This is a genomic window from Mycolicibacterium lutetiense (genome assembly GCF_017876775.1).
Lineage (GTDB): Bacteria > Actinomycetota > Actinomycetes > Mycobacteriales > Mycobacteriaceae > Mycobacterium > Mycobacterium lutetiense.
The window spans coordinates 1,028,994-1,049,326 of sequence record NZ_JAGIOP010000002.1 but is presented as its reverse complement, the minus strand read 5'-3'; the positions used below and the strand labels follow the sequence as shown (position 1 = coordinate 1,049,326).

Genomic DNA, 20,333 nt, shown 5'->3' with positions numbered 1-20,333 from the left:
GCGAACCGGTGCGGGGTAGCGGTGCGAACGGGACGGCGCCGGACATCAGGCGATTGTAGGAGCGTGGGGGGTCTGGAGGGGACGAAGTCGGCGCGCTGCTTCGGCCCGTTGACGGCTCGACAGTAGGGTGGGCGAGTGGCCGAGATCGCGCCGCTGCGCGTGCAGCTGATCGCCAAGACGGAATTCCAGGCACCGCCTGACGTGCCGTGGAGCACCGACGCCGACGGTGGGCCTGCGCTCACCGAGTTCGCCGGCCGGGCCTGTTACCAGAGTTGGTCGAAGCCCAATCCGCGGACGGCGACCAACGCGAGCTACCTGCGCCACATCATCGACGTGGGCCATTTCTCGGTGCTCGAACACGCATCGGTGTCCTTCTACATCAGCGGTATCTCCCGGTCGGCCACCCACGAGCTGATCCGGCACCGGCATTTCTCCTACTCGCAGCTCTCGCAGCGCTATGTGCCGGAGAACGACGCCGAGGTGGTGGTGCCACCCGGGTTCGAGGACGACCCGGAGCTGGTGGAGCTCTTCACCGCAGCGGCCGACGCCAGCCGGGCCACCTACACCGAACTGCTGGCACGGCTGGAAGCCAAGTTCGCCGACCAGCCCAACGCCGTACTGCGACGTAAGCAGGCCAGACAGGCCGCCCGGGCGGTGCTGCCGAACGCCACCGAAACCCGCATCGTGGTCACCGGAAACTACCGCGCCTGGCGTCACTTCATCGCGATGCGCGCCAGCGAACACGCCGATGTGGAGATCCGCAGGCTGGCGATCGCCTGTCTGCGCGAGCTCGTGGAGGCGGCTCCCGCGGTGTTCTCCGATTTCGAGATTTCGACGCTCGCAGATGGTAGTGAGGTGGCTACCTCCCCGCTGGCGACGGAGGCTTGAGACCACCGGGTAATCTTTGGCGCGTGAGTACGAGCGGAATCGATGTAACGGCGCAGTTGGGCACGGTGTTGACCGCAATGGTGACACCGTTCAAGCCCGACGGCTCGCTCGATCTCGACGCGGCCGCCCGACTGGCCCACCACCTGGTGGACGCCGGCTGCGACGGACTGGTGCTCTCGGGCACCACCGGCGAATCGCCTACCACCACCGATGACGAGAAGCTCGCGTTGCTGCGCACCGTGCTGGAGGCCGTGGGGGACCGGGCCCGCATCGTTGCCGGCGCCGGCAGCTACGACACCGCACACAGCGTGCACCTGGCCAAGGCCTGCGCCGCCGAGGGGGCGCACGGCCTGCTCGTGGTGACCCCGTACTACTCGCGGCCTCCGCAGGCCGGCCTTCTCGCGCACTTCTCCGCCGTGGCCGACGCCACCGACCTGCCGAACCTGCTCTACGACATCCCGCCGCGGTCCTCGATTCCGATCGCCTGGGAGACAATCCGCGCATTGGCCGGCCACCCCAACATCGTGGGCATCAAGGACGCCAAGGGTGATCTACACGGCGGCGGTCAGATCCTCGCCGAGACCGGACTGGCGTACTACTCCGGCGACGACACGTTGAACCTGCCCTGGTTGGCGATGGGCGCGGTCGGCTTCGTCAGCGTCTGGGGACACCTGGCCGCAGGTCAGTTGCGGGATATGTTGACCGCGTTCAATTCTGGCGACGTCGCCACGGCCCGCAAGATCAACGTGTCGTTGGCCCCGCTGGCCCGCGCCCAGGCTCATCTCGGCGGGGTCACCATGTCCAAGGAGGGCCTGAGGTTGCAGGGATTCGATGCAGGTCTGCCACGGTTGCCGCAGATCCCGGCGACCCCCGCGGAAATCGAGGCGCTGGCCGCCGATATGCGTGCGGCAGCGGTGTTGCGATAGTGAGCACCGAACTCGCGCCCCCCAAGCCTCTTGCCGCCGGCGGTCTGCGAGTTACCGCGCTGGGCGGAATCAGTGAAATAGGCCGCAATATGACGGTCTTCGAGCACCTGGGCCGACTGCTCATCGTGGACTGCGGGGTGCTCTTTCCCGGGCACGACGAACCGGGCGTCGACCTGATCCTGCCGGACCTGCGCCACGTCGAGGACCGTCTCGACGATGTCGAGGCGCTCGTCGTCACCCATGCCCACGAGGATCACATCGGGGCGATCCCGTTCCTGCTCAAGCTGCGTCCGGACATCCCGGTGGTCGGTTCGAAGTTCACCATCGCGCTGATCCGCGAGAAGTGCCGCGAACACCGGATCAAGCCGGTGTTCGTCGAGGTCGGCGAGCGGCAGAGCAGCCAGCACGGCGTCTTCGAATGCGAGTACTTCGCCGTCAACCATTCGATCCCGGGATGTCTGGCCGTCGCGATCCACACCGGCGCCGGCACCGTGCTGCACACCGGTGACATCAAGCTCGACCAGCAGCCGCTCGACGGTCGCCCGACGGATCTGCCGGGCATGTCGCGGCTCGGCGATGCCGGTGTCGACCTGTTCCTGTGTGACTCGACCAATTCCGAACACCCGGGTGTCAGCCCGTCGGAGAGCGAGGTCGGCCCGACGTTGCACCGGCTGATCCGCGGTGCCGAGGGCCGCGTGATCGTGGCCTGCTTCGCCTCGAATGTCGATCGCGTGCAACAGATCACCGATGCGGCCGTGGCACTGGGCCGGAAGGTTTCGTACGTCGGACGGTCGATGGTGCGCAACATGGGCATTGCCCGCGAGCTGGGCTACCTGCGCGTCGCCGACGACGACATCCTCGACATCGGCGCGGCCGAGATGATGCCGGCCGAGAAGGTCGTACTGATCACCACCGGCACCCAGGGTGAGCCGATGGCCGCGCTGTCGCGGATGTCGCGCGGCGAGCATCGCAGCATCACGCTGACCGCGGGTGATCTGATCATCCTGTCCTCGTCGCTGATCCCGGGCAATGAGGAAGCGGTCTACGGAGTCATCGACGCGCTGGCCAAGATCGGCGCCCGTGTCGTCACCAACGCCCAAGCGCGCGTTCACATTTCCGGCCACGCCTACGCGGGTGAGCTGCTGTTCCTCTACAACGGGGTGCGGCCCCGGAACGTGATGCCGGTGCACGGCACCTGGCGTCACATGCGTGCCAATGCGGCGCTGGCCGCCAGCACCGGGGTGCCGCCGGAGAACATCGTGCTGGCCGAGAACGGCGTGAGTGTGGATCTGGTGGCCGGTAAGGCCGCCATCTCCGGTGCGGTGCCCGTCGGCAAGATGTTCGTCGACGGACTGATCACCGGGGACGTCGGTGACGCCACGCTCGGTGAACGCCTCATCCTGTCCTCGGGTTTCGTGGCGGTGACGGTGGTCATCCACCGCGAGACCGGAAAGCCCGCCGCTCCGGCGCATCTGTATTCCCGGGGGTTCTCCGAGGATCCGAAGGCGCTGGAGGCGGTCGCCCACAATGTCGAGCGGGAGCTGGAAAGCCTTGCCGCCGATAACATCACCGACCCGAACCGGATCGCCCAGGCCGTCCGGCGCACCGTGGGCAAGTGGGTGGGCGAGACGTACCGGCGTCAGCCGATGATCGTCCCGACCGTCATCGAGATCTAGCCGAATTGGTGCACTGGGCGACCCGCCCGGCCGGTTAGATTGAGTCGGTGAGCCGACCCGCACCCGAGGTGCCCGTACGCCGCCGCCCGATCCCGCCGTTCAGGTCGGTCGACGAAATCAAGCGGGTTGTGGAGTACCCGTACTTTCTTCGGTATCTGCTCGTCGTAGGTGCTGTCCTGTTCGCGGTCGTTTTCCCTTGGGCGCTGTATGCGGTCGTCGTCCGAGAGCGGGGTCCCGACACAATCGTCACCATCGTGTTCGTGGTGGCGCTCGCCACTGTCGTGGTGGGGTCAAGGCTCATGCCCCCTATCCTGATACGTCGCTTCTATGACCGGGTGATGCGGGGTGGCGTGCTGTGCGACGTATACCCGGCAGGTTTTCCCGATGCCCAAGCCGCGATCCTGATCGACACCCGGTTGTCCGACGCGCAGGCGGCGTATGTCCACGACGCGATCGCCACCTGGCTCGGGCGGTCAGCCGCGGACCCGGCGGTGCAGGCTCAGGCCGGCGGTCTGTTCGCCGACGGCCCGATCCGCAGTGCCGACGAGCTCGCCGGCCCGGGCGCGCGGGGCGGGTTCCTGGTGGCCCGGGACAAGAACCCGGACCAGGGGTGGCGCCTGATACTTCCCGAGACGAATCCGCGCGACCCGCTTCGGCCGTACTCGAACGGTGTTGTGGTTCAGGTCAATACGCCGAGCCTGGAGTCAGCCGGCCAGTAGCAGGGCCCCGCCGACGAGCAGGGCGATCACCTTGATGAGCTCGAACCCGACGTAGTAGTAGTGCGCCTGCGAACGTGAATCCGCCTCTTCGCCCGGGGCGACGGCCAGTACGGCGTTAGAACGTTGGATCAGCTTGGGCCGCACCGCGATCAACTGCACCGCAAGCGCCACGATGGCAGTGGCGAGGGCCGCGATCACGGCGGGTGCCGGACGGTCCATGGCGAAGATGGCAATGAGGACGACGGCGAATGCGGTCTCCACCGCGTTGAGCGCGCGGAAAACCCTGCGCCCGATGCCGAGTCCGATCTGCAGCGTCACACCCGGGGCCTGGAACTTCAGCGGCGCCTCGATGAACGAGATCGCCAGCACCATGCCCAGCCAGCAGAAGGCGACCGCAACCGCGACAGCCAGACCGGCATTCATCACATATCTCCCATCGGGCCGATTTCTCGGCCAGTTTTCCGGCCGATTTTCGGGCCAACGGATGCCTGCCAGCTTGCCAAAGACCCGTGCATCAATCCGAGGTGGATCGGCGCGGTGATCATGGCTAGAGTTTATACAAGCAGTGATTGTAAAAACTAGGGCCAGGCGTGTGGCCGGCCCGGAAAGGGATCTGTCCGATGGCTGAAGACCTGGCGGGACGCGACGACGTGGAGCTGTTGCTGTGGCGGTTCTACAGCAAGGCACTTTCCGATCCCGTGCTTGCCGAGCCGTTCACCGAGCTACGCGTCAAAGGCCTGCGGTCCCACATCCCGGTCATGGGGGACTTCTGGGAGACCGTGCTGTTCCGTGCCGGGCTCTACCGGGGCAGCGCCCTGACCGTGCACCGTGAACTGCACGCCCGTCATCGGTTGGCGGCGCAGCATTTCGTACGTTGGCTGACCTTGTGGACCGATACCGTCGACGAGCTGTTCGAAGGCCCGTATGCCGAGCGGGCCAAGCTCCAGGCCGGGCGCATCGCCAAGGCCATGCACCGGCGACTGGCCGGTGCCGATGCCGCCGAGCTCGACGCGCTGGTTGCCTGTTAACACTTTTCGGCGTAGGCGATCCATTCCACCTGCGAGGCGGTCAGTTTCCGCCCGGCCGGCGAAATGTAGTGCTCGGTGAGGTAGTCGGGCCCGGCCTGCTCGGTCAGCTGCCAGCCGTAGGGCTCGATGAACGCTGCCACCCGGTCTGGTTCGAGCCCGAACTGCCACAGTTGGCTGCGAACCCGGAACCGGCGATACAACGATTCGGCCCCGTAGCGGTGGGTGCCGTCGATGAAATCACTGCGGACATACGTGAATGCCAACCGGCTGCCCGGTGCCGCCGAACGCAGGAACTCGAACGTCGACCTGACACCGTCGGCGGTCAGATACTGCGTCACGCCTTCCCAGACGAAAAAGGTTCGGTGTTCACCGCGGTGGCCATGCCTGGCGAGTTCGGTGGCCAGATCGTCGTGTTCGAAATCCACCGGTACCAGGTGTACCGAGTCCGGCACGGTTCCCAGCGCGCCGTGCACCACTGAACGTTTGCGCTCGATGTTGACCGGCAGGTCCACCTCGAACACCGGGATCGCACTGTGCCGTGCCAGTCGGTAGGCCTTGGTATCGAGGCCGGCGCCGAGAATCACCACGGCATCGATGTCCGACAACGCCTGTGTGAGTTTGTCGCCGAGGTAGCGCTTCCGGCAGGTCAGATTCGCCCACAGCCCCGGGCCCGAGCGTTCGGTGGCCTGGACCAGAAGCCTGCGGGCAACCGACCAGCGTGTGGTCCGGGTGAAGGCGCGCACCCCGGCCGGCAGGAATGAGAGCGCCATATCGTCGTCGACCAACCGCCGCTCCACCGGTTCGTACTGCTCGACGGCGGCCAGCACCATCGGGCCCACGGCCGTGGCAGCGACGGGGTTGCTCATCGCTTGTTGACGATGCCGGCATCCACCGGAAGTGTCACCCCGGTGATGTAGCGCGCCTGATCCGACACGAGCCAGGCCACCGCATTCGCGACGTCCTCCGACTGGATGACCTGCACCGGTAGCGCATTGCTGAAATCGGTCGGTGCGTTCAGCTCCTCGGCGATGTGCTTCAGCCACCCGCGGGTGAACTCGTTGTTGATCATCGGGGTGTCTACCCCGGTGGGGTGGACGGAGTTGACCCGGATGCTGTGGGGGGCGAGGAAGTTGGCGTAGGCCCGCATCAGTCCGACCACCCCGTGTTTGGCCGCGGTGTAGCCCAGCGAGCCGCGGTCGCCGCCGCCCACCCCGATCAGTCCGGCCGCCGAGCTGATCAACACGATCGACCCGCCGTCGCCCTGGGAGACCATGATCGGAATGGCCACCTCGACGGTGTGGTGCGTGCCGGTCAGGTTCACGTCGATCACGTCGCGCCAGCCATCTGGGCCCGACTGCATCGGAGCGATGCCGGCATTGGCGACGACGATGTCGAGTCGGCCGAGCTGGTCCACACCCGTCTGCAGCGCCGCCTGCAGGGCCTGCTCGTCACGGACATCGGCCTGCAGCGCCACGATCCGCGCGCCGGTCTCCTCGACCAGCTTGACCGTGGTGGTCAGATCATCGGGAGTGGCCAGGGGATAGGGCACCGACTCGATCTGCTCGCACAGATCCACCGCGATGATGTCGGCCCCGTCGGCGGCCAGTCGCAGGGCCTCGGCCCGCCCCTGGCCGCGCGCGGCGCCGGTGATGAAGGCGACCTTGCCGGCCAGGGGAGCGTCGGTGGTCATTACGCGCGCAGCTGTCCCTTGGCGGGATCACCCGCCACCACGGGCTGCAACATTTTGATATCGGGAGCGCCGTCGAGCAGCTCGCCGATCGAGCCGAACAGCGTGCCGATGGCCGGCGCGGTGCTGTGAGCCTTGAGGGCATCGGCGTCGGCCCACTGCTCGACGAAGACGAACGTGCCGTCCGCCTCGTGCAGTGAATACAGCTGGCAGCCCGGCTCGTCGTGTACGGCTGCGATCGCGTTGGTGCAGGCCTCGCGGACCGCGTCGACGGACTCGGGCTTGGCCTTCATGGTGGCGACGACGACAACAGGCATAGGTGCAGAACTCCTCGATGAGTGCCGAAACTGGACGAGTGTCCACCCTAGGTGATGAGCCGGCAAATTCGGTTCGTATGGCTAAGTGTCATTCGATACCGTCTTGTGACCCGTGTTGCAGATGTTGATTGTGGGGCACATGCGACTAGGCTTGCGGGCATGGCTAACAAGACCGCCGGCCGGTCCGGAGCGCGTTCGAGCAGGTCGAATGCCAGCTCGCGGGGCGGTTCGCGGCGTCAGGCACCGGCCCGCAAGGGCCGCCCGGCTGCGCCACGGCGTAAGCCCGCACGCCGGCCACAGACCTCGCCCGTCTCCGCCGCCGGCCAGAAGCTCGGCCAGGGGGCTCGCGCGGGCTGGCTGATGCTCGCCAAGGGCGCAGGTTCGACCGCCCGCTCGGTGGGCCGCGCCCGCGACATCGAACCCGGTCATCGTCGCGACGGTCTGGCCCTGGCACTGCTCGGAATCGCCGTCGTCGTCGCCGCCAGCTCGTGGTTCCACGCGGCCGGCCCGGTGGGGCAGTGGATCGACACCGCCCTGCGCACCCTGATCGGTGGGCCGGTGGTGCTCGCGCCCGTCATCCTCGGCGGCATCGCCGTTGTACTGATGCGCACCGAGCCGGATCCGGAGTCGCGCCCCCGGCTGATCCTGGGATCGGCCATGATCGCGCTGCCGCTGCTCGGCCTGTGGCACTTGTGGTCGGGATCTCCGCAGGATCCCCTCGCGCGTCAGCACGCTGCCGGATTCGTCGGCTTCGCCATCGGTGGGCCCCTGTCCGACGGCCTGACCGCGTGGATCGCCGCACCGCTGCTGTTCATGGGCACGCTGTTCGGTCTGTTGCTCATCACGGGCACGACCATCCGCGAGGTGCCCTCGACCCTGCAGACGATGTTCAGCACGCGGGCATTCCACGACGATGACTACGACGACGAGTACGACGGGGACTACGTCGACGAGTACGACGAAGACGACGATCTGTCCGACGGTTACTACGACGACGACACCGCGCGAGGCGATACGCAGGCCCAGACCTGGCCAACAGCCGCGATCGAGGCGCCCAAGGCGCCGACCGGCACCCCGATGGACAACTACCCGCTGCCCGACGACGCCGATGCGCCGACCGTCCCAGAGCCCGCGGTCAAGCCGCGTCGCAAGAAGGTCGAGGCCAAGGCTGGTACCAGCTCGGAGGCCAAACCCAAGAACGACGACACCCTGGTGATCGACCGGGTGGTCGAGGGCGACTACACCCTGCCGCCGCTGGACCTGCTGGCCGACGGTGACCCACCGAAGCGGGTCGGCCGGGACAACGACCGCATCGTGAACGCCATCACCGAGGTGATGGAGCAGTTCAAGGTCGACGCCACCGTCACCGGTTTCCAGCGCGGCCCGACCGTCACCCGGTACGAGATCGAGCTCGGGCCCGGTGTCCGCGTCGAGCGATTCACCCAATTGCAGCGCAACCTGGCCTACGCGGTGGCCAACGAGCACATCCGCCTGCTGGCCCCGATCCCCGGCAAGTCCGCGGTCGGCGTCGAGGTGCCGAACAGCGACCGCGAGATGGTGCGGCTCAAGGATGTGTTGAGCGCGCCCAGCACCCGCAAGGACCACCACCCGATGGTGTTCGGCATCGGCAAGGACGTCGAAGGCCACTTCATCAGCTACAACCTGGCCAAGATGCCGCACCTTCTGGTCGCCGGCTCCACCGGTTCGGGTAAGTCGAGCTTCATCAACTCGATGCTGGTGTCCGTGCTGCAGCGGGCCACTCCGGACGAGGTCCGGATGATCCTCATCGACCCGAAGATGGTGGAGTTCCCGCCGTACCAGGGGATTCCCCACCTGATCACGCCGGTGATCATCGACCCGAAGAAGGCCGCCGCGGCGCTGGCCTGGCTGGTCGAGGAGATGGAGCAGCGCTACCAGGACATGAGCGCCAGCGGTGTCCGGCACATCGACGACTTCAACAAGAAGGTGCGCTCGGGCGAGATCACCACACCGCTGGGCAGTGAGCGGGTTTACAAGACCTATCCGTACATCCTCTGCGTCGTCGACGAGCTCGCCGACCTGATGATGCAGGCACCGCGTGACGTCGAGGACGCCATCGTGCGCATCACCCAGAAGGCCCGCGCCGCGGGTATTCACCTGGTGCTCGCGACCCAGCAGCCGGTGGTGTCGGTGGTGACCGGCCTGATCAAGGCCAACGTGCCGTCCCGCATGGCGTTCGGGGTGACCAACGCCACCAACTCGCGCGTCATCCTCGACCAGATCGGCGCCGAAAAGCTCACCGGTAAGGGTGACGCGCTGTTCCAGCCGTCGGAAGCGCCCAAGCCGATCCGCGTGCAGGGCGCCTTCGTCAGCGACGACGAAATCCAGGCCGTGGTGGCATTCACCAAACAGCAGGCCCAGCCCGAGTTCATCGACGGCGTCACGGTCAAGACCGTCGAGAAGCGCGACATCGACAGCGACATCGGCGACGACATGGACGTCTTCCTGCAGGCCGTGGAACTGGTCGTGTCGAGCCAGTTCGGGTCCACCTCGATGCTGCAGCGGAAGCTGCGGGTCGGGTTCGCCAAGGCCGGCCGCCTGATGGACCTGATGGAGACCCGCGGCATCGTCGGTCCGTCCGAGGGTTCCAAGGCGCGGGAGGTGCTCGTCAAGCCCGACGAGTTGGCCGGCACGCTGATGCTGATCCAGGGCGGCTCGGACGCCAACGGGGCCGACGCCGACGATCATCAGGACGGGTTCTGATCAGCACTTCTCGTACTGGGCAGCTAGCTCCAGTTCGAGTGCGAGGCGTCGGTGTTGGGGTTCATGCTGGAAACAGCCGCCGATCTGCACCTCGATCGGACCCGCACCGGCATGCGACTCCAGCGTGACTGGTTGACCGAACTGGCTCAGCAGCGCGGCCACGGCGTGCGCAATGCGCTGCTGGTCGGGTTCGGCGCCGCGACCGGTAGGCAACTCGACCTCCACTGAGGTTCCCGGGACTCGTTGCCCGGGCCCATTGCTGACGCCGCTCACGTGGCCATACGGAGCAACGGCGTCGCTGACCTGCTGCCACAGCGTCAGAACTTTTGCCGTCGGCGGTCCGGGATTGGTGCGAAAGATGTTGGGCCGCGTGTTGGGCTCGTCGAACGCGTTGATTTCCCAGGTCGCGTCACTCAGGCCGGGCAACTGTTGTTGCAGCGCCTCGGCCTGCGCGGCGGTCGTCTCCGGGCGCAACGCGACTGTGGTGTCGAAGGAATCGGTCTCACCCCAGGTCGGGGTGGTCAGCACCGACTCGACGATCGGTGCGCGTGCCGCGCTCAACCAGGTGGCGACGGTGTCGGCGACCAACATTCCATCCAGCCCGGACTCCACACTGATATTCGCGCTGGAGTCGCTGCGCAGGTAGTAGTTGGGACGGGTAAGGCCGAGCGGGTAGGTCAGCGCCAACTCGGCGGAGTTGGCGCGGTCGAGGCGCCGATGCAGGCCCTGTTCGGCGAACATCCTGGCCGCCGCGCCGGCTTGCTCCGGTGTTGCCGAGGAAGCCACCTCCGCCGTGAGTCGGATCTGCTCCCCGCTGCTGATGTTGTTGGTGTAGCCGAGGTCGACGCTGGATATGCCCGGCATCGACTTCAACTGGCCGGCGATTGCCTCCACGGCGGATTTGTGCCCGCCGAGGAGGTCCCCGAGCAGACCGCAACCGGACGCGCCGGTCCCGACGGACACGCCGATGACGGCCAGCGCCAACGTTTTCGGCAGCACCGCCGCTGTCGATCTCCGCACAATCCCCCCTTGAATTGACGCAGGTTTACAGCGTGAGCAGCATCCGGGTGTTGCCCAAGGTGTTGGGCTTGACGTAGGACAGGTCGAGGAACTCCGCCACACCGGTGTCATACGAGCGGCACATTTCCTCGTACACCTCGGCGGTCACCGGAGTCCCCTCGATCTCCTCGAAACCGTGCTTACCGAAGAAGTCGACCTCGAAGGTCAGCACGAAGATCCGGCGTAGGTGCAAATCGCGGGCCACGTCGAGCAACTGCTCGACGAGCACATGCCCGACACCGGTACCGCGAACCTTCGGGTGCACGGCCACGGTGCGTACCTCGCCGAGATCGGCCCACAGCACATGGAGTGCGCCACATCCGACGAGCTCGCCGTCGAGTTCGACCACCCAGAATTCCTGGACCGCCTCGTACAGCGTCACCAGGTTTTTTTCCAGCAGGATCTTGCCCGCATAGACATCGACCAGGGTCTTGATCGCCGGAACATCGGACGTGCGGGCGCGGCGGACCACAGGGCGCTGGCGCGACTCGACACTGCCTGGGTTCACAGCCGCAAGAGTATCGGTTCCGGCAACCGATATTCTGTTGCGGTGCCGGGCCAACCTTCTACCGATCCGGTGGTCCCGCGCGCGCGCGTGGCCAACCTCGCCAACATGCTCACCGGTGTGAGGATGGTGCTCGTTCCGGTGTTCCTCGTATTTCTGTTCGTCGGTGACGGGCATGAAACCAGCTGGCGAATAGCCGCTTTCGCGGTGTTCGCGATCGCGGTGATCACCGACCATTTCGACGGGGCCTTGGCTCGCAGCTACGGGATGATCACCGAGTTCGGCACTTTGGCCGATCCGATCGCCGACAAAGCCCTTATCGGGGCGGCGCTGATCGGCCTCTCGATGCTGGGCGACCTGCCGTGGTGGATCACCGCGGTGGTGCTGACCCGTGAGATCGGGATCACGGTGCTGCGTTTCGCGGTGCTGCGGCACGGCGTGATCCCGGCCAGTCGCGGCGGCAAGCTCAAGACGTTGGTGCAGGCCGTGGCGATCGGGCTGTTCGTGCTGCCGCTGCACGCGTGGCCCGATGTGTGGCTCAACATCGCCTGGCTGATCATGTGGGCCGCTGTGGTGCTGACCGTGCTCACCGGCGCCGACTACGTCATATCTGCGATGAGGGATTCGCGTGGACGATCCGCTGCTCACTGAGGACGCCAGGGTGCTGGTCGCCGACCTGACGGTGCGCGCGCAGAGCGTGGCCACCGCCGAGTCGCTGACCGGCGGACTGCTCGCGGCGACGCTGGCCGGGGTGACCGGGGCCAGCGCGGTGCTGCAGGGCGGCCTGATCACCTACAACGAAGACACCAAGATCTGGCTGGCCGGAGTGGCTCCCCAGGTGCTCGACGCGGTCGGTCCGGTCGCGGCGCCGACGGCGCGGGCGCTGGCGGTCGGCGCCCGGCAGCGCTGCTCAGCGACCTGGGGTATCGGCCTCACCGGCGTGGCGGGGCCGGAACCGCACGGCGGACACCCGGTGGGCACGGTGTTCATCGGCCTGGCCGGCCCGGTCGACACCGAAGTCGTGGAGTTGTCCCTACCCGGTTCACGCTGGGACATCCGCCGCGCCGCAGTCGACGAGGCGATCGCCCGGTTGCGTTTCCTGGTCGAGAACCAGTAACTCCAGATCCTGGTTTCCTTCGGGAACCAAGCAGCGACCGGCGGCGTTGGTCAGTTAGCGAACCTGCGACAGGCGAAGCGAAGGAGAGCGCGATGACGACATTGCTGCGCGAGGTGATTGGCGACGTGCTGCGTCATGCCCGCACTGAGCAGGGACGCACCCTGCGCGAAGTATCCGACGCGGCGCGGGTGAGCCTTGGCTACCTCTCCGAAGTCGAGCGCGGTCGCAAGGAGGCCTCCAGCGAACTGCTGGGTGCCATCTGCGACGCCCTGGATGTCCCGCTCTCGCGGGTACTCACCGATGCAGGCGAGAACATGGCCGAGCGTGAACACGTCAGTGCAGCCACCAAGGTGCCGGCCCACGCGAATGTCGCCCACATCGACGCCGCCACCAAGATGGTCATTCCGCAGGCCGCGGTCATGGCCGTCGCGTGATCTTGGCCTGAGACCACGCCGCGATGCCGGATCGGTCGCGCTGCTCGTCGGTGACTGTGCGAATTTTCGTAGAAACACCCAGGCGAACAGCCCGCGGGGCTGTGGCTGTCTGCCCATAACCGATAAGTTGGCATCAGAGGAAGTGCGGCAACCTGAAGAGCAGTAGGACCCGAGCACGGGCTTGCTAGACAAGCCTGACCGACAAGCCCGACCAGATAAGGCGGAACGAACCCATGGCCAATCCGTTCGTCAAGGCGTGGAAGTACCTGATGGCGCTGTTCAGCTCCAAGGTTGACGAGTACGCCGATCCGAAGGTGCAGATCCAGCAGGCGATCGAGGACGCGCAGCGTCAGCACCAGGCACTCACCCAGCAGGCCGCCCAGGTCATCGGCAACCAGCGCCAGCTGGAGATGCGGCTCAGCCGCCAGCTCGCCGACATCGAGAAGCTGCAGGCCAACGTCCGGCAGGCACTGACGCTGGCCGACCAGGCGACCGCCGCCGGTGACGCGGCCAAGGCGACCGAGTACACCAACGCCGCCGAGGCGTTCGCCGCCCAGCTGGTCACCGGTGAGCAGAGCGTCGAGGATCTCAAGGCGCTGCACGACCAGGCCCTGCAGGCCGCCGCGCAGGCCAAGAAAGCCGTCGAGCAGAACGCGATGATGCTGCAGCAGAAGATCGGCGAACGCACCAAGCTGCTGTCCCAGCTCGAGCAGGCCAAGATGCAGGAGCAGGTCAGTGCCTCGCTGCGCTCGATGAGTGAGGTTGCCGCACCGGGTACCACCCCGAGTCTCGATGAGGTGCGCCAGAAGATCGAACGTCGTTACGCCAACGCCATGGGTGAGGCCGAGCTGGCGCAGAACTCTGTGCAGGGCCGCATGATGGAGGTGCAGCAGGCCAGCGTCCAGATGGCCGGTCACTCCCGGCTCGAGCAGATCCGTGCCTCGATGCGCGGCGATGCGCTGCCCAGCGGAGGTGCTTCCCAGGCCACGCCGGCCACCCCGGCCGCCAACCAGACCCCGGCCGCCCCGGAAAAACCGCTCGGCCAGTAGAGATTCGAGTGTCCTAGATCATGGCTACCAAGACCGGTCGAACCGACGCCTGGAAGTCGTTGGTGCAACGGGGGATCGATACCGCGGCAGACCTGTCGGGGGCTCTCACCGAGAAGCTCAGTGCCGCCGCTGATCCGCGCGCAAAATTGCTGCGCAAGCGGCGGTGGGCGGTGCGCTTCGCGGTGTTCTTCACCCTGTCCAGTGGGTTCTGGGTGCTCGTGACGGCGCTGCTGGCGTCGTGGAGCACACCGGTCTGGGGTCTGATCATCGCCGGCGCGATCGCGGCGGGTGCGGCGTTCCCGGCGACGTTGTTCTGGTTGCGTTACCGGTGGCTGCGTGCCGAGCCGCTCCCGGTGGAGCGGCCGGTCTCGGGACGTCGGTTGCCGCCCTGGGGCTCGGCTGCCCGTCAGCCGATGGCGGCGCTGATGGCCTCTGAGCGGGGCATGTTCTCGCTGCTCGGTGTTCTGGAGCGCGGGCGGATGTTGCCGGCCGGCGAACTGCGGGAGCTGACCGTGGTGGCCAACCAGACCGCACGGACGATGGCGGCCACCGCGACCGAGGTGGTCTCGATGGAGCGCGCGATGGGTAGCGCTCCGCAGGCGCGCCAGCATCTGGTACCGACCATCAACGCCTTCACCGCCCAGCTCGGTCAGGGTGTGCGGCAGTACAACGAAATGGTCACTGCTGCAGCCCAACTGGTGTCAACGGTGAACAGCGGCCAGGCCGTGGCGTCACCGTTGTCACAGCAGCGTTATCGCAATGAGTTGACCGGTGCCACCGATCGTCTGGTCGGCTGGGCGCAGGCGTTCGACGAACTCGGTCAGCTGCGCCGCGCCTGAACCGCCGTTACAGGGATGTGCGCAGGGACGGGACGACCACACCGACGAGGCCGCGCACCGTTGCCTTGACCATGTCGAGCATGTCGAAGTAATCCCGCCACAGGGTGATGCGGCCTTCGTGCACCTCGAACACGCCGCATACCCAGAACTGCACGCGCAGCGGGCCGAATGCCAGGACATCGGTGCGCTCGGTGAGCACGGCGGCACCGTCGGCGGCGATTCGATGGATCTTGACCTCGAAGCCCATCCACTTCGGCATCGAGCGGAACAGCTTGATGGTGCGGTTGCGCCCGTAGACGGTCGGAAAACCGACGTTCTGGTAGACCAGGTTCTGCGCCAGTGTGCCCTCGGCTGTGTCGATGTCCTGCTCCTGCAGCGCATTGAGGAACCTCTCGACCGTCGCGGTCGGGGTCTGCGTTGCGGTGGTGGATTGGTCAGCCATGCCCGAAGCCTAGTGGGCACGGCTGTGGCAGGGTAGGCCGGTGCGCGTAGCTGTGGTCGCCGGACCCGATCCCGGACATGCTTTCCCGGCCCTTGCGTTGTGCCTGAAGTTCCTGGCCGCGGGGGATATCCCGACGCTGCTGACCGGGGTGGAATGGCTCGACACCGCACGGGCCGCCGGTGTCGACGCGATCGAACTCGTCGGACTCGATCCGGCCGACGGTGACGACGATGCCGATGCCGGGGCGAAGATCCACCAGCGCGCCGGGCGGATGGCGCAGCTCAACGTGCCCGGGTTGGGCGAACTGCGGCCGGATCTGGTGGTCTCCGATGTGATCACCGCCTGTGGCGGACTGGCTGCCGAGTTGCTCGGTCTGCCGTGGGTCGAGCTCAGCCCGCATCCGCTGTACCTGCCGTCGAAGGGGTTGCCACCGCTCGGCAGCGGTCTGGCCCCGGGTGTCGGCCTGAGTGGCCGGTTGCGCGACACCGTCATGCGCGCGCTGACCGCGCGGTCGTTCCGGGCCGGCCTGGTGGAGCGCGCCGCTGTTCGGGCCGACATCGGTCTGTCGGTGCAGGACCCCGGGCCGTTGCGCCGGTTGATTGCCACCCTGCCGGCGTTGGAGGTGCCGCGACCGGATTGGCCGGCCGAGGCTGTGGTGGTGGGTCCGCTGCATTTCGAGCCCACCGAGGCGGTACTGGCCGTGCCACCGGGTTCGGGTCCGGTCGTAATGGTGGCGCCGTCCACCGCGACCACCGGGACGCAGGGAATGGCGGAACTGGCGTTGGAGTCGTTGCGCCCGGGCCAGACGCTGCCGGAGGGGGCCCGCGTGGTGGTGTCGCGACTCGGCGGGGCCGACGTGGAGGTGCCGCCGTGGGCGGCGGTGGGGCTCGGTCGCCAGGACGAGTTGCTGTCGCATGCCGACCTGGTGATCTGCGGCGGCGGGCACGGCATAGTGTCCAAGACCCTGTTGTCCGGTGTGCCGATGGTGGTGGTGCCGGGCGGCGGTGATCAATGGGAGCTCGCCAATCGCGTTGTGCGCCAAGGTAGTGCGCAGCTGGTGCGGCCACTGTCCGGGGATGCGCTGGCCGCGGCGGTCGGCGCGGTGCTCGGGTCCTCCTCCTACCGTGCGGCCGCGCAGCGCGCCGGCGCCTCGGCGGCCGAGGTGGCAGATCCGGTACGGGTGTGCCATGACGCCTTGGCTGATGCTGGGTAGGTTGGGCCTGTGCGGTTGACGGAATTCAATGAGCTCGTAGACGGCCAGTTCGGCGCGATGCGGGGTCGTTCGCTGATCGTCGACCACGTGCTCGGTGCTCTTCACGGCCGTACCGCCGCGCAGGCCATCGAGGACGGGGTGGAGCCGCGCAGTGTGTGGCGGGCGTTGTGTGCGGACTTCGATGTCCCGCGCGATCAGTGGTGAACAGCAACTGGTGAGCTGACGGGTCTTTTCCCCGTCGCAGATTCGGCGTATACCGGAGTTATGGGTCTCGGTGACCACCCGATGCGAACACCCTTCTACGGTGTTCTGCTTGTTATCGCAGCAGTTCTGCTGTGCTGGTTGGTTGCGTCAACTCTGTCGGGGTGGCAGGCGGCCCTCGGATATTTGTTCGTCCTCGCCGTCGGCGCATTCGGGTTCGTCATGACGCTGCGGGATCTCGACAATTTTCCGAACTGGCGTCGTTGAGCTCGAACTACCGCTAATGGCGCAGTAGCAGCTGCGCGGTTTCGCGGTGCAATCTGCCGAAGTTGTAATACGCCGCGCACGCTCCCTCCGGGGACACCATGCAGGTGCCGATCGGCGTTTCCGGTGTGCAGGCAGTCCCGAACACCTTGCACTCCCACGGCTTGATGACGCCCTTGAGCACCTCGCCGCACTGGCAGGCCTTGGGATCGGCAACCCGCACCCCGGGCATGTCGAAGATAAGCTCGGCGTCGTGGTCGGCATAGTCGGGGTGGATCTTGAGCGCACTCTGCGAGATGAACCCGAGCCCGCGCCATTCGAAGTGCGGCCGTAGCTCGAAGGTCTCGGCCATCAGTTTGAGAGCCGCAGTGTTGCCTTCGGGCCGCACCACCCGCGTGTACTGGTTCTCGACCTCGCAGCGGCCAGCACGGATCTGGCGCAGCAGCATGTGCACTGAGGCCAGGATGTCGAGCGGCTCGAATCCCGCCACCACGATCGGCTTGTGATAGACGGCCGGCACGAACCGGTAGGGCCGCAGACCCACCACCGTCGAGACGTGCCCGGGGCCCAGAAAACCTGAAAGTCGCAGGTCAGGTGACTCCAAGATGGCCTTGATCGGCGGCACGATGGTGACGTGGTTGCAGAACACGCTGAAGTTGTCGACACCGAGCGCGCGGGCCCGCACCAGGGTCACGGCCGTCGACGGCGCCGTCGTCTCGAACCCGACGGCGAAGAACACCACGCGGCGTTCGGGATTGTCACGGGCGATCTTGAGGGCGTCGAGCGGTGAGTAGACGAACCGGACGTCGGCCCCGCGAGCCTTGGCTTCGATCAGGTTGCCGCGCGACCCGGGTACCCGCATCATGTCGCCGAACGTGGTGAAGATGACACCGGGTTGTTCGGCCAGCCACATCGCGTCATCCACCCGGCCCATCGGGATCACACACACCGGGCAGCCGGGGCCGTGCACCAACTCGATCGACTCCGGGAGCAGATGTTCGATCCCGTGCCGGTAAATGGTGTGGGTGTGGCCGCCACACACCTCCATGAATTTGAACTCGTCACCGGCGGCAAGTTCGGTGATGGCTTTCACCAGGGCGCGGGCCGCCGCCGGGTCGCGGAATTCGTCGACGAACTTCATGCGAAAACCCCTTTTCCTCAGGCGATTTCGGAGGAATTGAAGGCGTCGATCTCCATCGTGTAGTCGGCGCCCATTTTCTGTACCTGGTCGAGCGTGAGTGTCGCCTCGCGCTCGTCGATCTTGGCCATCGCGAAACCCACGTGCACCAGCACCCAGTCGCCGACCCGCAGGTTGTCATCGGCCAGCAGCCGCACACTGATGGTCCGGCGGACACCATTCACATCGACCTTGGCGAGATGGGCCTCGGCGTCGACGATGTCGACCACCTGGCCGGGAATGCCCAGACACATGGGAGGGCTCCTTTCAGCTAGCAGATCCGGGGGAGCGGATCGCCGACGAGCATGTCGACGATCCGGCTGCCGCCGAAAGCGGTTCGCAGCGCGACGATCCCGGGCGGCTCGGCGACGATCTCGCCGACCACCGCGGCTTGGGCGCCCTGCGGATGTGTGCGCAGCGCGGCGACGGCGGCATCGGCCTCGTCGGCGGTGACGATCGCGAGGAACTTGCCCTCGTTCGCCACGTAGAGCGGGTCGATGCCGAGCAGGTCACAGGCCCCCGCCACCTGCGGCTCGACGGGAATGCGGTTCTCGTCGAGGATCACCGCGAACGGTGAATCCTTGGCCAGCTCGTTGCACACCGTGCCGATACCGCCGCGGGTGGCGTCCCGCATCCACCGGGTCGCCGGTGCGGCGGCCAGCAGGATCTCGACGAGTTCGTGCACAGGTGCGGTGTCGGAGATGATGTCGGCGTCGATGGCCAGGTCGCCGCGGGCCAGCATGACCGCCATTCCGTGGTCGCCGATCGTGCCGGACAGCAAAACCCGGTCCCCGGGGCGCACGTTCTCGCGGGACAGGCGCCGGCCCGCGGGGATGACTCCGACTCCGGCCGTGCAGATGTACATGCCGTCGGCCGCGCCTTTGCCCACGACTTTCGTGTCGCCCGTGACGATCTGGACCCCGGCGCGGGCCGCCGCCTCGCTCATGTCGGCGACGATCTCGCGCAGTTCGGTGATCGGGAACCCCTCCTCGATGACGAAGCCCGCCGACAGCCATTGCGGGCGGGCGCCGGACACCGCGAGGTCGTTGATGGTTCCGTGCACCGCGACGTGCCCGATCGAGCCGCCCGGGAAACGGTGTGGAGCAACCACATACGAGTCGGTGGAGAACGCCAGCATGTCACCGGACGGGGTGCGCAGCACGGCCGCATCGCCGAGTTGCTCGAGTTCGGGGTTGCGGAACGCCTCGACGAAGACTGCGTCGACCAGTGCGGCAGAGGATTTTCCGCCTGCGCCGTGCGCGAGTGTGACGACCTCGTCGATGAGCCGGGGGCGTCGCTGCCGGAACTTCTCGATCCGCTCCAGCACGCGATCCTCACGTTGGGCCGCAGTCGAGGTCTCGATGGTGCTCATGATGTGTACGCCCGCGACATCTGGTCCTGCACCACTGACCACAGCCGATACCCGAGCATCGCGTGGCTTTCCTGGATGCGATGGATGCTCTGGCTGTGCACGGTGAAACAGAAGTCCAGATCACCGGATTCGCCGGATTCGATCGCCATGCGTCCGCCGTCGTGCCCGGAGAATCCGATGGTGAGCACACCGCGCCGCTTGGCCTCGGTGATCGCGGTCATGAGGTCTTCGGAATTGCCCGACGTCGACAGTGCGATGGCGACATCACGATCGCGGCCGTGGGCGATGATCTGGCGTTTGAAGATCAGCTCGAAACCCACGTCATTGCCCAGCGCGGTGACCACCGCCTCGTCGGCGGCCAGCGACCAGGCCGCCACCGGCCTACCCAGCGCGGGCCGGCTGAACAGGGAGGCCAGCGTGGCCGCATCGGTCGAGCTGCCGCCGTTTCCCAGGGTGTAGAGCCGACCGCCCCGCAGGAACCGGTCGGCCATCAGGGCTCCCGCGGCGGTCAGCCCCTCGTCGTACTCCTGCAGTGAGTCCTGTTGTAGCCGGGCACTTTCAGCTGCTTTTGCGCGTGCCGAGGCGGCGAGGTCGTCAAGCAACGCGCGGACGTCGGTTTCTTCGGATTCGATGAACGGGTAGAGGAATCCGGTGCTCTCAGGTGCATTGTGGCTCATG

Annotated in this window: 26 protein-coding genes; 14 read left to right on the top strand and 12 right to left on the bottom strand. The window is 66.8% G+C overall.

Annotation, left to right across the window (positions count from 1 at the left end; genetic code table 11):
• The first annotated feature begins 135 nt into the window (after positions 1–135).
• The 4 genes from thyX to JOF57_RS14365 all read left to right on the top strand — a co-directional run bounded on the left by thyX (position 136) and on the right by JOF57_RS14365 (position 4,209).
• A complete protein-coding gene (gene thyX / locus JOF57_RS14380; RefSeq protein WP_209917487.1) occupies positions 136–888 on the top strand; it encodes an FAD-dependent thymidylate synthase in 753 nt (250 codons plus the stop codon).
• A 77-nt stretch (positions 889–965) separates the two neighbouring features.
• Positions 966–1,814, top strand: coding sequence for a 4-hydroxy-tetrahydrodipicolinate synthase (gene dapA / locus JOF57_RS14375; RefSeq protein WP_234938473.1), 849 nt, complete (start codon positions 966–968; stop codon positions 1,812–1,814).
• A complete protein-coding gene (locus tag JOF57_RS14370; RefSeq protein ID WP_209917483.1) occupies positions 1,814–3,490 on the top strand; it encodes a ribonuclease J in 1,677 nt (558 codons plus the stop codon). Before dapA ends, JOF57_RS14370 begins: the two co-directional genes overlap by 1 nt.
• 47 nt (positions 3,491–3,537) lie before the next feature.
• Positions 3,538–4,209, top strand: a complete 672-nt coding sequence (locus tag JOF57_RS14365) for a hypothetical protein (protein WP_209917481.1) — start codon at positions 3,538–3,540, stop codon at positions 4,207–4,209.
• Here JOF57_RS14365 and JOF57_RS14360 read toward each other — a convergent pair.
• Both JOF57_RS14360 and JOF57_RS31245 read right to left on the bottom strand, forming a co-directional pair.
• The gene (locus JOF57_RS14360) at positions 4,195–4,632 is read right to left on the bottom strand and encodes a hypothetical protein (RefSeq protein ID WP_209917479.1); all 438 of its coding nucleotides are present in this window, start codon (positions 4,630–4,632) and stop codon (positions 4,195–4,197) included. The genes JOF57_RS14365 and JOF57_RS14360 overlap by 15 nt on opposite strands.
• Positions 4,632–4,754, bottom strand: a complete 123-nt coding sequence (locus tag JOF57_RS31245) for a hypothetical protein (RefSeq protein WP_273544675.1) — start codon at positions 4,752–4,754, stop codon at positions 4,632–4,634. The genes JOF57_RS14360 and JOF57_RS31245 overlap by 1 nt, the downstream gene beginning before the upstream one ends.
• Positions 4,755–4,829: 75 nt before the next feature.
• Between JOF57_RS31245 and JOF57_RS14355 the strand changes: the two genes are divergently transcribed.
• Positions 4,830–5,237, top strand: a complete 408-nt coding sequence (locus JOF57_RS14355; RefSeq protein ID WP_209917478.1) for a group III truncated hemoglobin — start codon at positions 4,830–4,832, stop codon at positions 5,235–5,237.
• Here the strand turns inward: JOF57_RS14355 and JOF57_RS14350 are convergent.
• From JOF57_RS14350 to JOF57_RS14340, 3 genes are read right to left on the bottom strand one after another with little or no spacing between them, the layout of a single operon-like run.
• A complete protein-coding gene (locus JOF57_RS14350) occupies positions 5,234–6,103 on the bottom strand; it encodes an SAM-dependent methyltransferase (RefSeq protein ID WP_209917476.1) in 870 nt (289 codons plus the stop codon). The two genes, JOF57_RS14355 and JOF57_RS14350, sit on opposite strands and share 4 nt — an antisense overlap.
• Entirely contained in the window at positions 6,100–6,927 is an 828-nt protein-coding gene (locus tag JOF57_RS14345; RefSeq protein ID WP_209917474.1) for a mycofactocin-coupled SDR family oxidoreductase, read from the bottom strand. Before JOF57_RS14345 ends, JOF57_RS14350 begins: the two co-directional genes overlap by 4 nt.
• A complete protein-coding gene (locus JOF57_RS14340; RefSeq protein ID WP_209917472.1) occupies positions 6,927–7,241 on the bottom strand; it encodes a putative quinol monooxygenase in 315 nt (104 codons plus the stop codon). Before JOF57_RS14340 ends, JOF57_RS14345 begins: the two co-directional genes overlap by 1 nt.
• 159 nt (positions 7,242–7,400) lie before the next feature.
• Here JOF57_RS14340 and JOF57_RS14335 point away from each other — a divergent pair, with 159 nt between their 5' ends.
• On the top strand, positions 7,401–9,983 hold the full coding sequence (locus JOF57_RS14335; protein ID WP_209917470.1) for an FtsK/SpoIIIE family DNA translocase: 2,583 nt from the start codon (positions 7,401–7,403) through the stop codon (positions 9,981–9,983).
• On the opposite strand, the gene JOF57_RS14330 is transcribed toward JOF57_RS14335, so the two are convergent.
• The gene (locus tag JOF57_RS14330) at positions 9,984–11,003 is read right to left on the bottom strand and encodes a hypothetical protein (protein WP_209917468.1); all 1,020 of its coding nucleotides are present in this window, start codon (positions 11,001–11,003) and stop codon (positions 9,984–9,986) included. It abuts the gene before it with no gap.
• A gap of 25 nt (positions 11,004–11,028) precedes the next feature.
• Positions 11,029–11,550, bottom strand: a complete 522-nt coding sequence (locus JOF57_RS14325) for an amino-acid N-acetyltransferase (protein WP_209917466.1) — start codon at positions 11,548–11,550, stop codon at positions 11,029–11,031.
• Positions 11,551–11,592: 42 nt separating this feature from the next.
• On the opposite strand from JOF57_RS14325, the gene pgsA reads away from it, so the two are divergent.
• From pgsA to pspM, 5 genes are all read left to right on the top strand, one after another.
• A complete protein-coding gene (gene pgsA, locus JOF57_RS14320; RefSeq protein WP_209917464.1) occupies positions 11,593–12,198 on the top strand; it encodes a CDP-diacylglycerol--glycerol-3-phosphate 3-phosphatidyltransferase in 606 nt (201 codons plus the stop codon).
• On the top strand, positions 12,176–12,664 hold the full coding sequence (locus tag JOF57_RS14315; protein WP_209917460.1) for a CinA family protein: 489 nt from the start codon (positions 12,176–12,178) through the stop codon (positions 12,662–12,664). Before pgsA ends, JOF57_RS14315 begins: the two co-directional genes overlap by 23 nt.
• A 92-nt stretch (positions 12,665–12,756) precedes the next feature.
• On the top strand, positions 12,757–13,098 hold the full coding sequence (gene clgR / locus JOF57_RS14310) for a transcriptional regulator ClgR (RefSeq protein WP_209917457.1): 342 nt from the start codon (positions 12,757–12,759) through the stop codon (positions 13,096–13,098).
• Between the two features lie 233 nt (positions 13,099–13,331).
• On the top strand, positions 13,332–14,147 hold the full coding sequence (gene pspA, locus JOF57_RS14305; RefSeq protein WP_209917455.1) for a phage shock protein PspA: 816 nt from the start codon (positions 13,332–13,334) through the stop codon (positions 14,145–14,147).
• A 20-nt stretch (positions 14,148–14,167) separates the two neighbouring features.
• Positions 14,168–14,986: a phage shock envelope stress response protein PspM gene (gene pspM, locus JOF57_RS14300; protein ID WP_209917453.1), complete on the top strand. Its 819-nt coding sequence runs from the start codon at positions 14,168–14,170 to the stop codon at positions 14,984–14,986.
• Positions 14,987–14,993: 7 nt separating this feature from the next.
• On the opposite strand, the gene JOF57_RS14295 is transcribed toward pspM, so the two are convergent.
• The gene (locus tag JOF57_RS14295; RefSeq protein ID WP_209917451.1) at positions 14,994–15,428 is read right to left on the bottom strand and encodes a limonene-1,2-epoxide hydrolase family protein; all 435 of its coding nucleotides are present in this window, start codon (positions 15,426–15,428) and stop codon (positions 14,994–14,996) included.
• A 40-nt stretch (positions 15,429–15,468) separates the two neighbouring features.
• Between JOF57_RS14295 and JOF57_RS14290 the strand changes: the two genes are divergently transcribed.
• The 3 genes from JOF57_RS14290 to JOF57_RS14280 all read left to right on the top strand — a co-directional run bounded on the left by JOF57_RS14290 (position 15,469) and on the right by JOF57_RS14280 (position 17,109).
• On the top strand, positions 15,469–16,641 hold the full coding sequence (locus JOF57_RS14290; protein ID WP_209917449.1) for a glycosyltransferase: 1,173 nt from the start codon (positions 15,469–15,471) through the stop codon (positions 16,639–16,641).
• 9 nt (positions 16,642–16,650) lie between these two features.
• Positions 16,651–16,845, top strand: coding sequence for a DUF3046 domain-containing protein (locus JOF57_RS14285; RefSeq protein ID WP_209917447.1), 195 nt, complete (start codon positions 16,651–16,653; stop codon positions 16,843–16,845).
• A gap of 81 nt (positions 16,846–16,926) precedes the next feature.
• Positions 16,927–17,109, top strand: a complete 183-nt coding sequence (locus JOF57_RS14280; protein ID WP_234938141.1) for a hypothetical protein — start codon at positions 16,927–16,929, stop codon at positions 17,107–17,109.
• 13 nt (positions 17,110–17,122) lie between these two features.
• Here the strand turns inward: JOF57_RS14280 and hypD are convergent, their stop codons facing one another.
• Genes hypD through JOF57_RS14260 form a run of 4 tightly spaced genes read right to left on the bottom strand, consistent with a single transcriptional unit; the run spans position 17,123 to position 20,332 of the window.
• On the bottom strand, positions 17,123–18,247 hold the full coding sequence (gene hypD, locus JOF57_RS14275) for a hydrogenase formation protein HypD (protein WP_209917444.1): 1,125 nt from the start codon (positions 18,245–18,247) through the stop codon (positions 17,123–17,125).
• Between the two features lie 17 nt (positions 18,248–18,264).
• A complete protein-coding gene (locus tag JOF57_RS14270; protein ID WP_155918855.1) occupies positions 18,265–18,537 on the bottom strand; it encodes a HypC/HybG/HupF family hydrogenase formation chaperone in 273 nt (90 codons plus the stop codon).
• Positions 18,538–18,554: 17 nt separating this feature from the next.
• Entirely contained in the window at positions 18,555–19,655 is a 1,101-nt protein-coding gene (hypE, locus tag JOF57_RS14265) for a hydrogenase expression/formation protein HypE (RefSeq protein WP_209917443.1), read from the bottom strand.
• On the bottom strand, positions 19,652–20,332 hold the full coding sequence (locus JOF57_RS14260; RefSeq protein ID WP_209917442.1) for a D-sedoheptulose-7-phosphate isomerase: 681 nt from the start codon (positions 20,330–20,332) through the stop codon (positions 19,652–19,654). Before JOF57_RS14260 ends, hypE begins: the two co-directional genes overlap by 4 nt.
• Position 20,333: the final 1 nt, after the last annotated feature.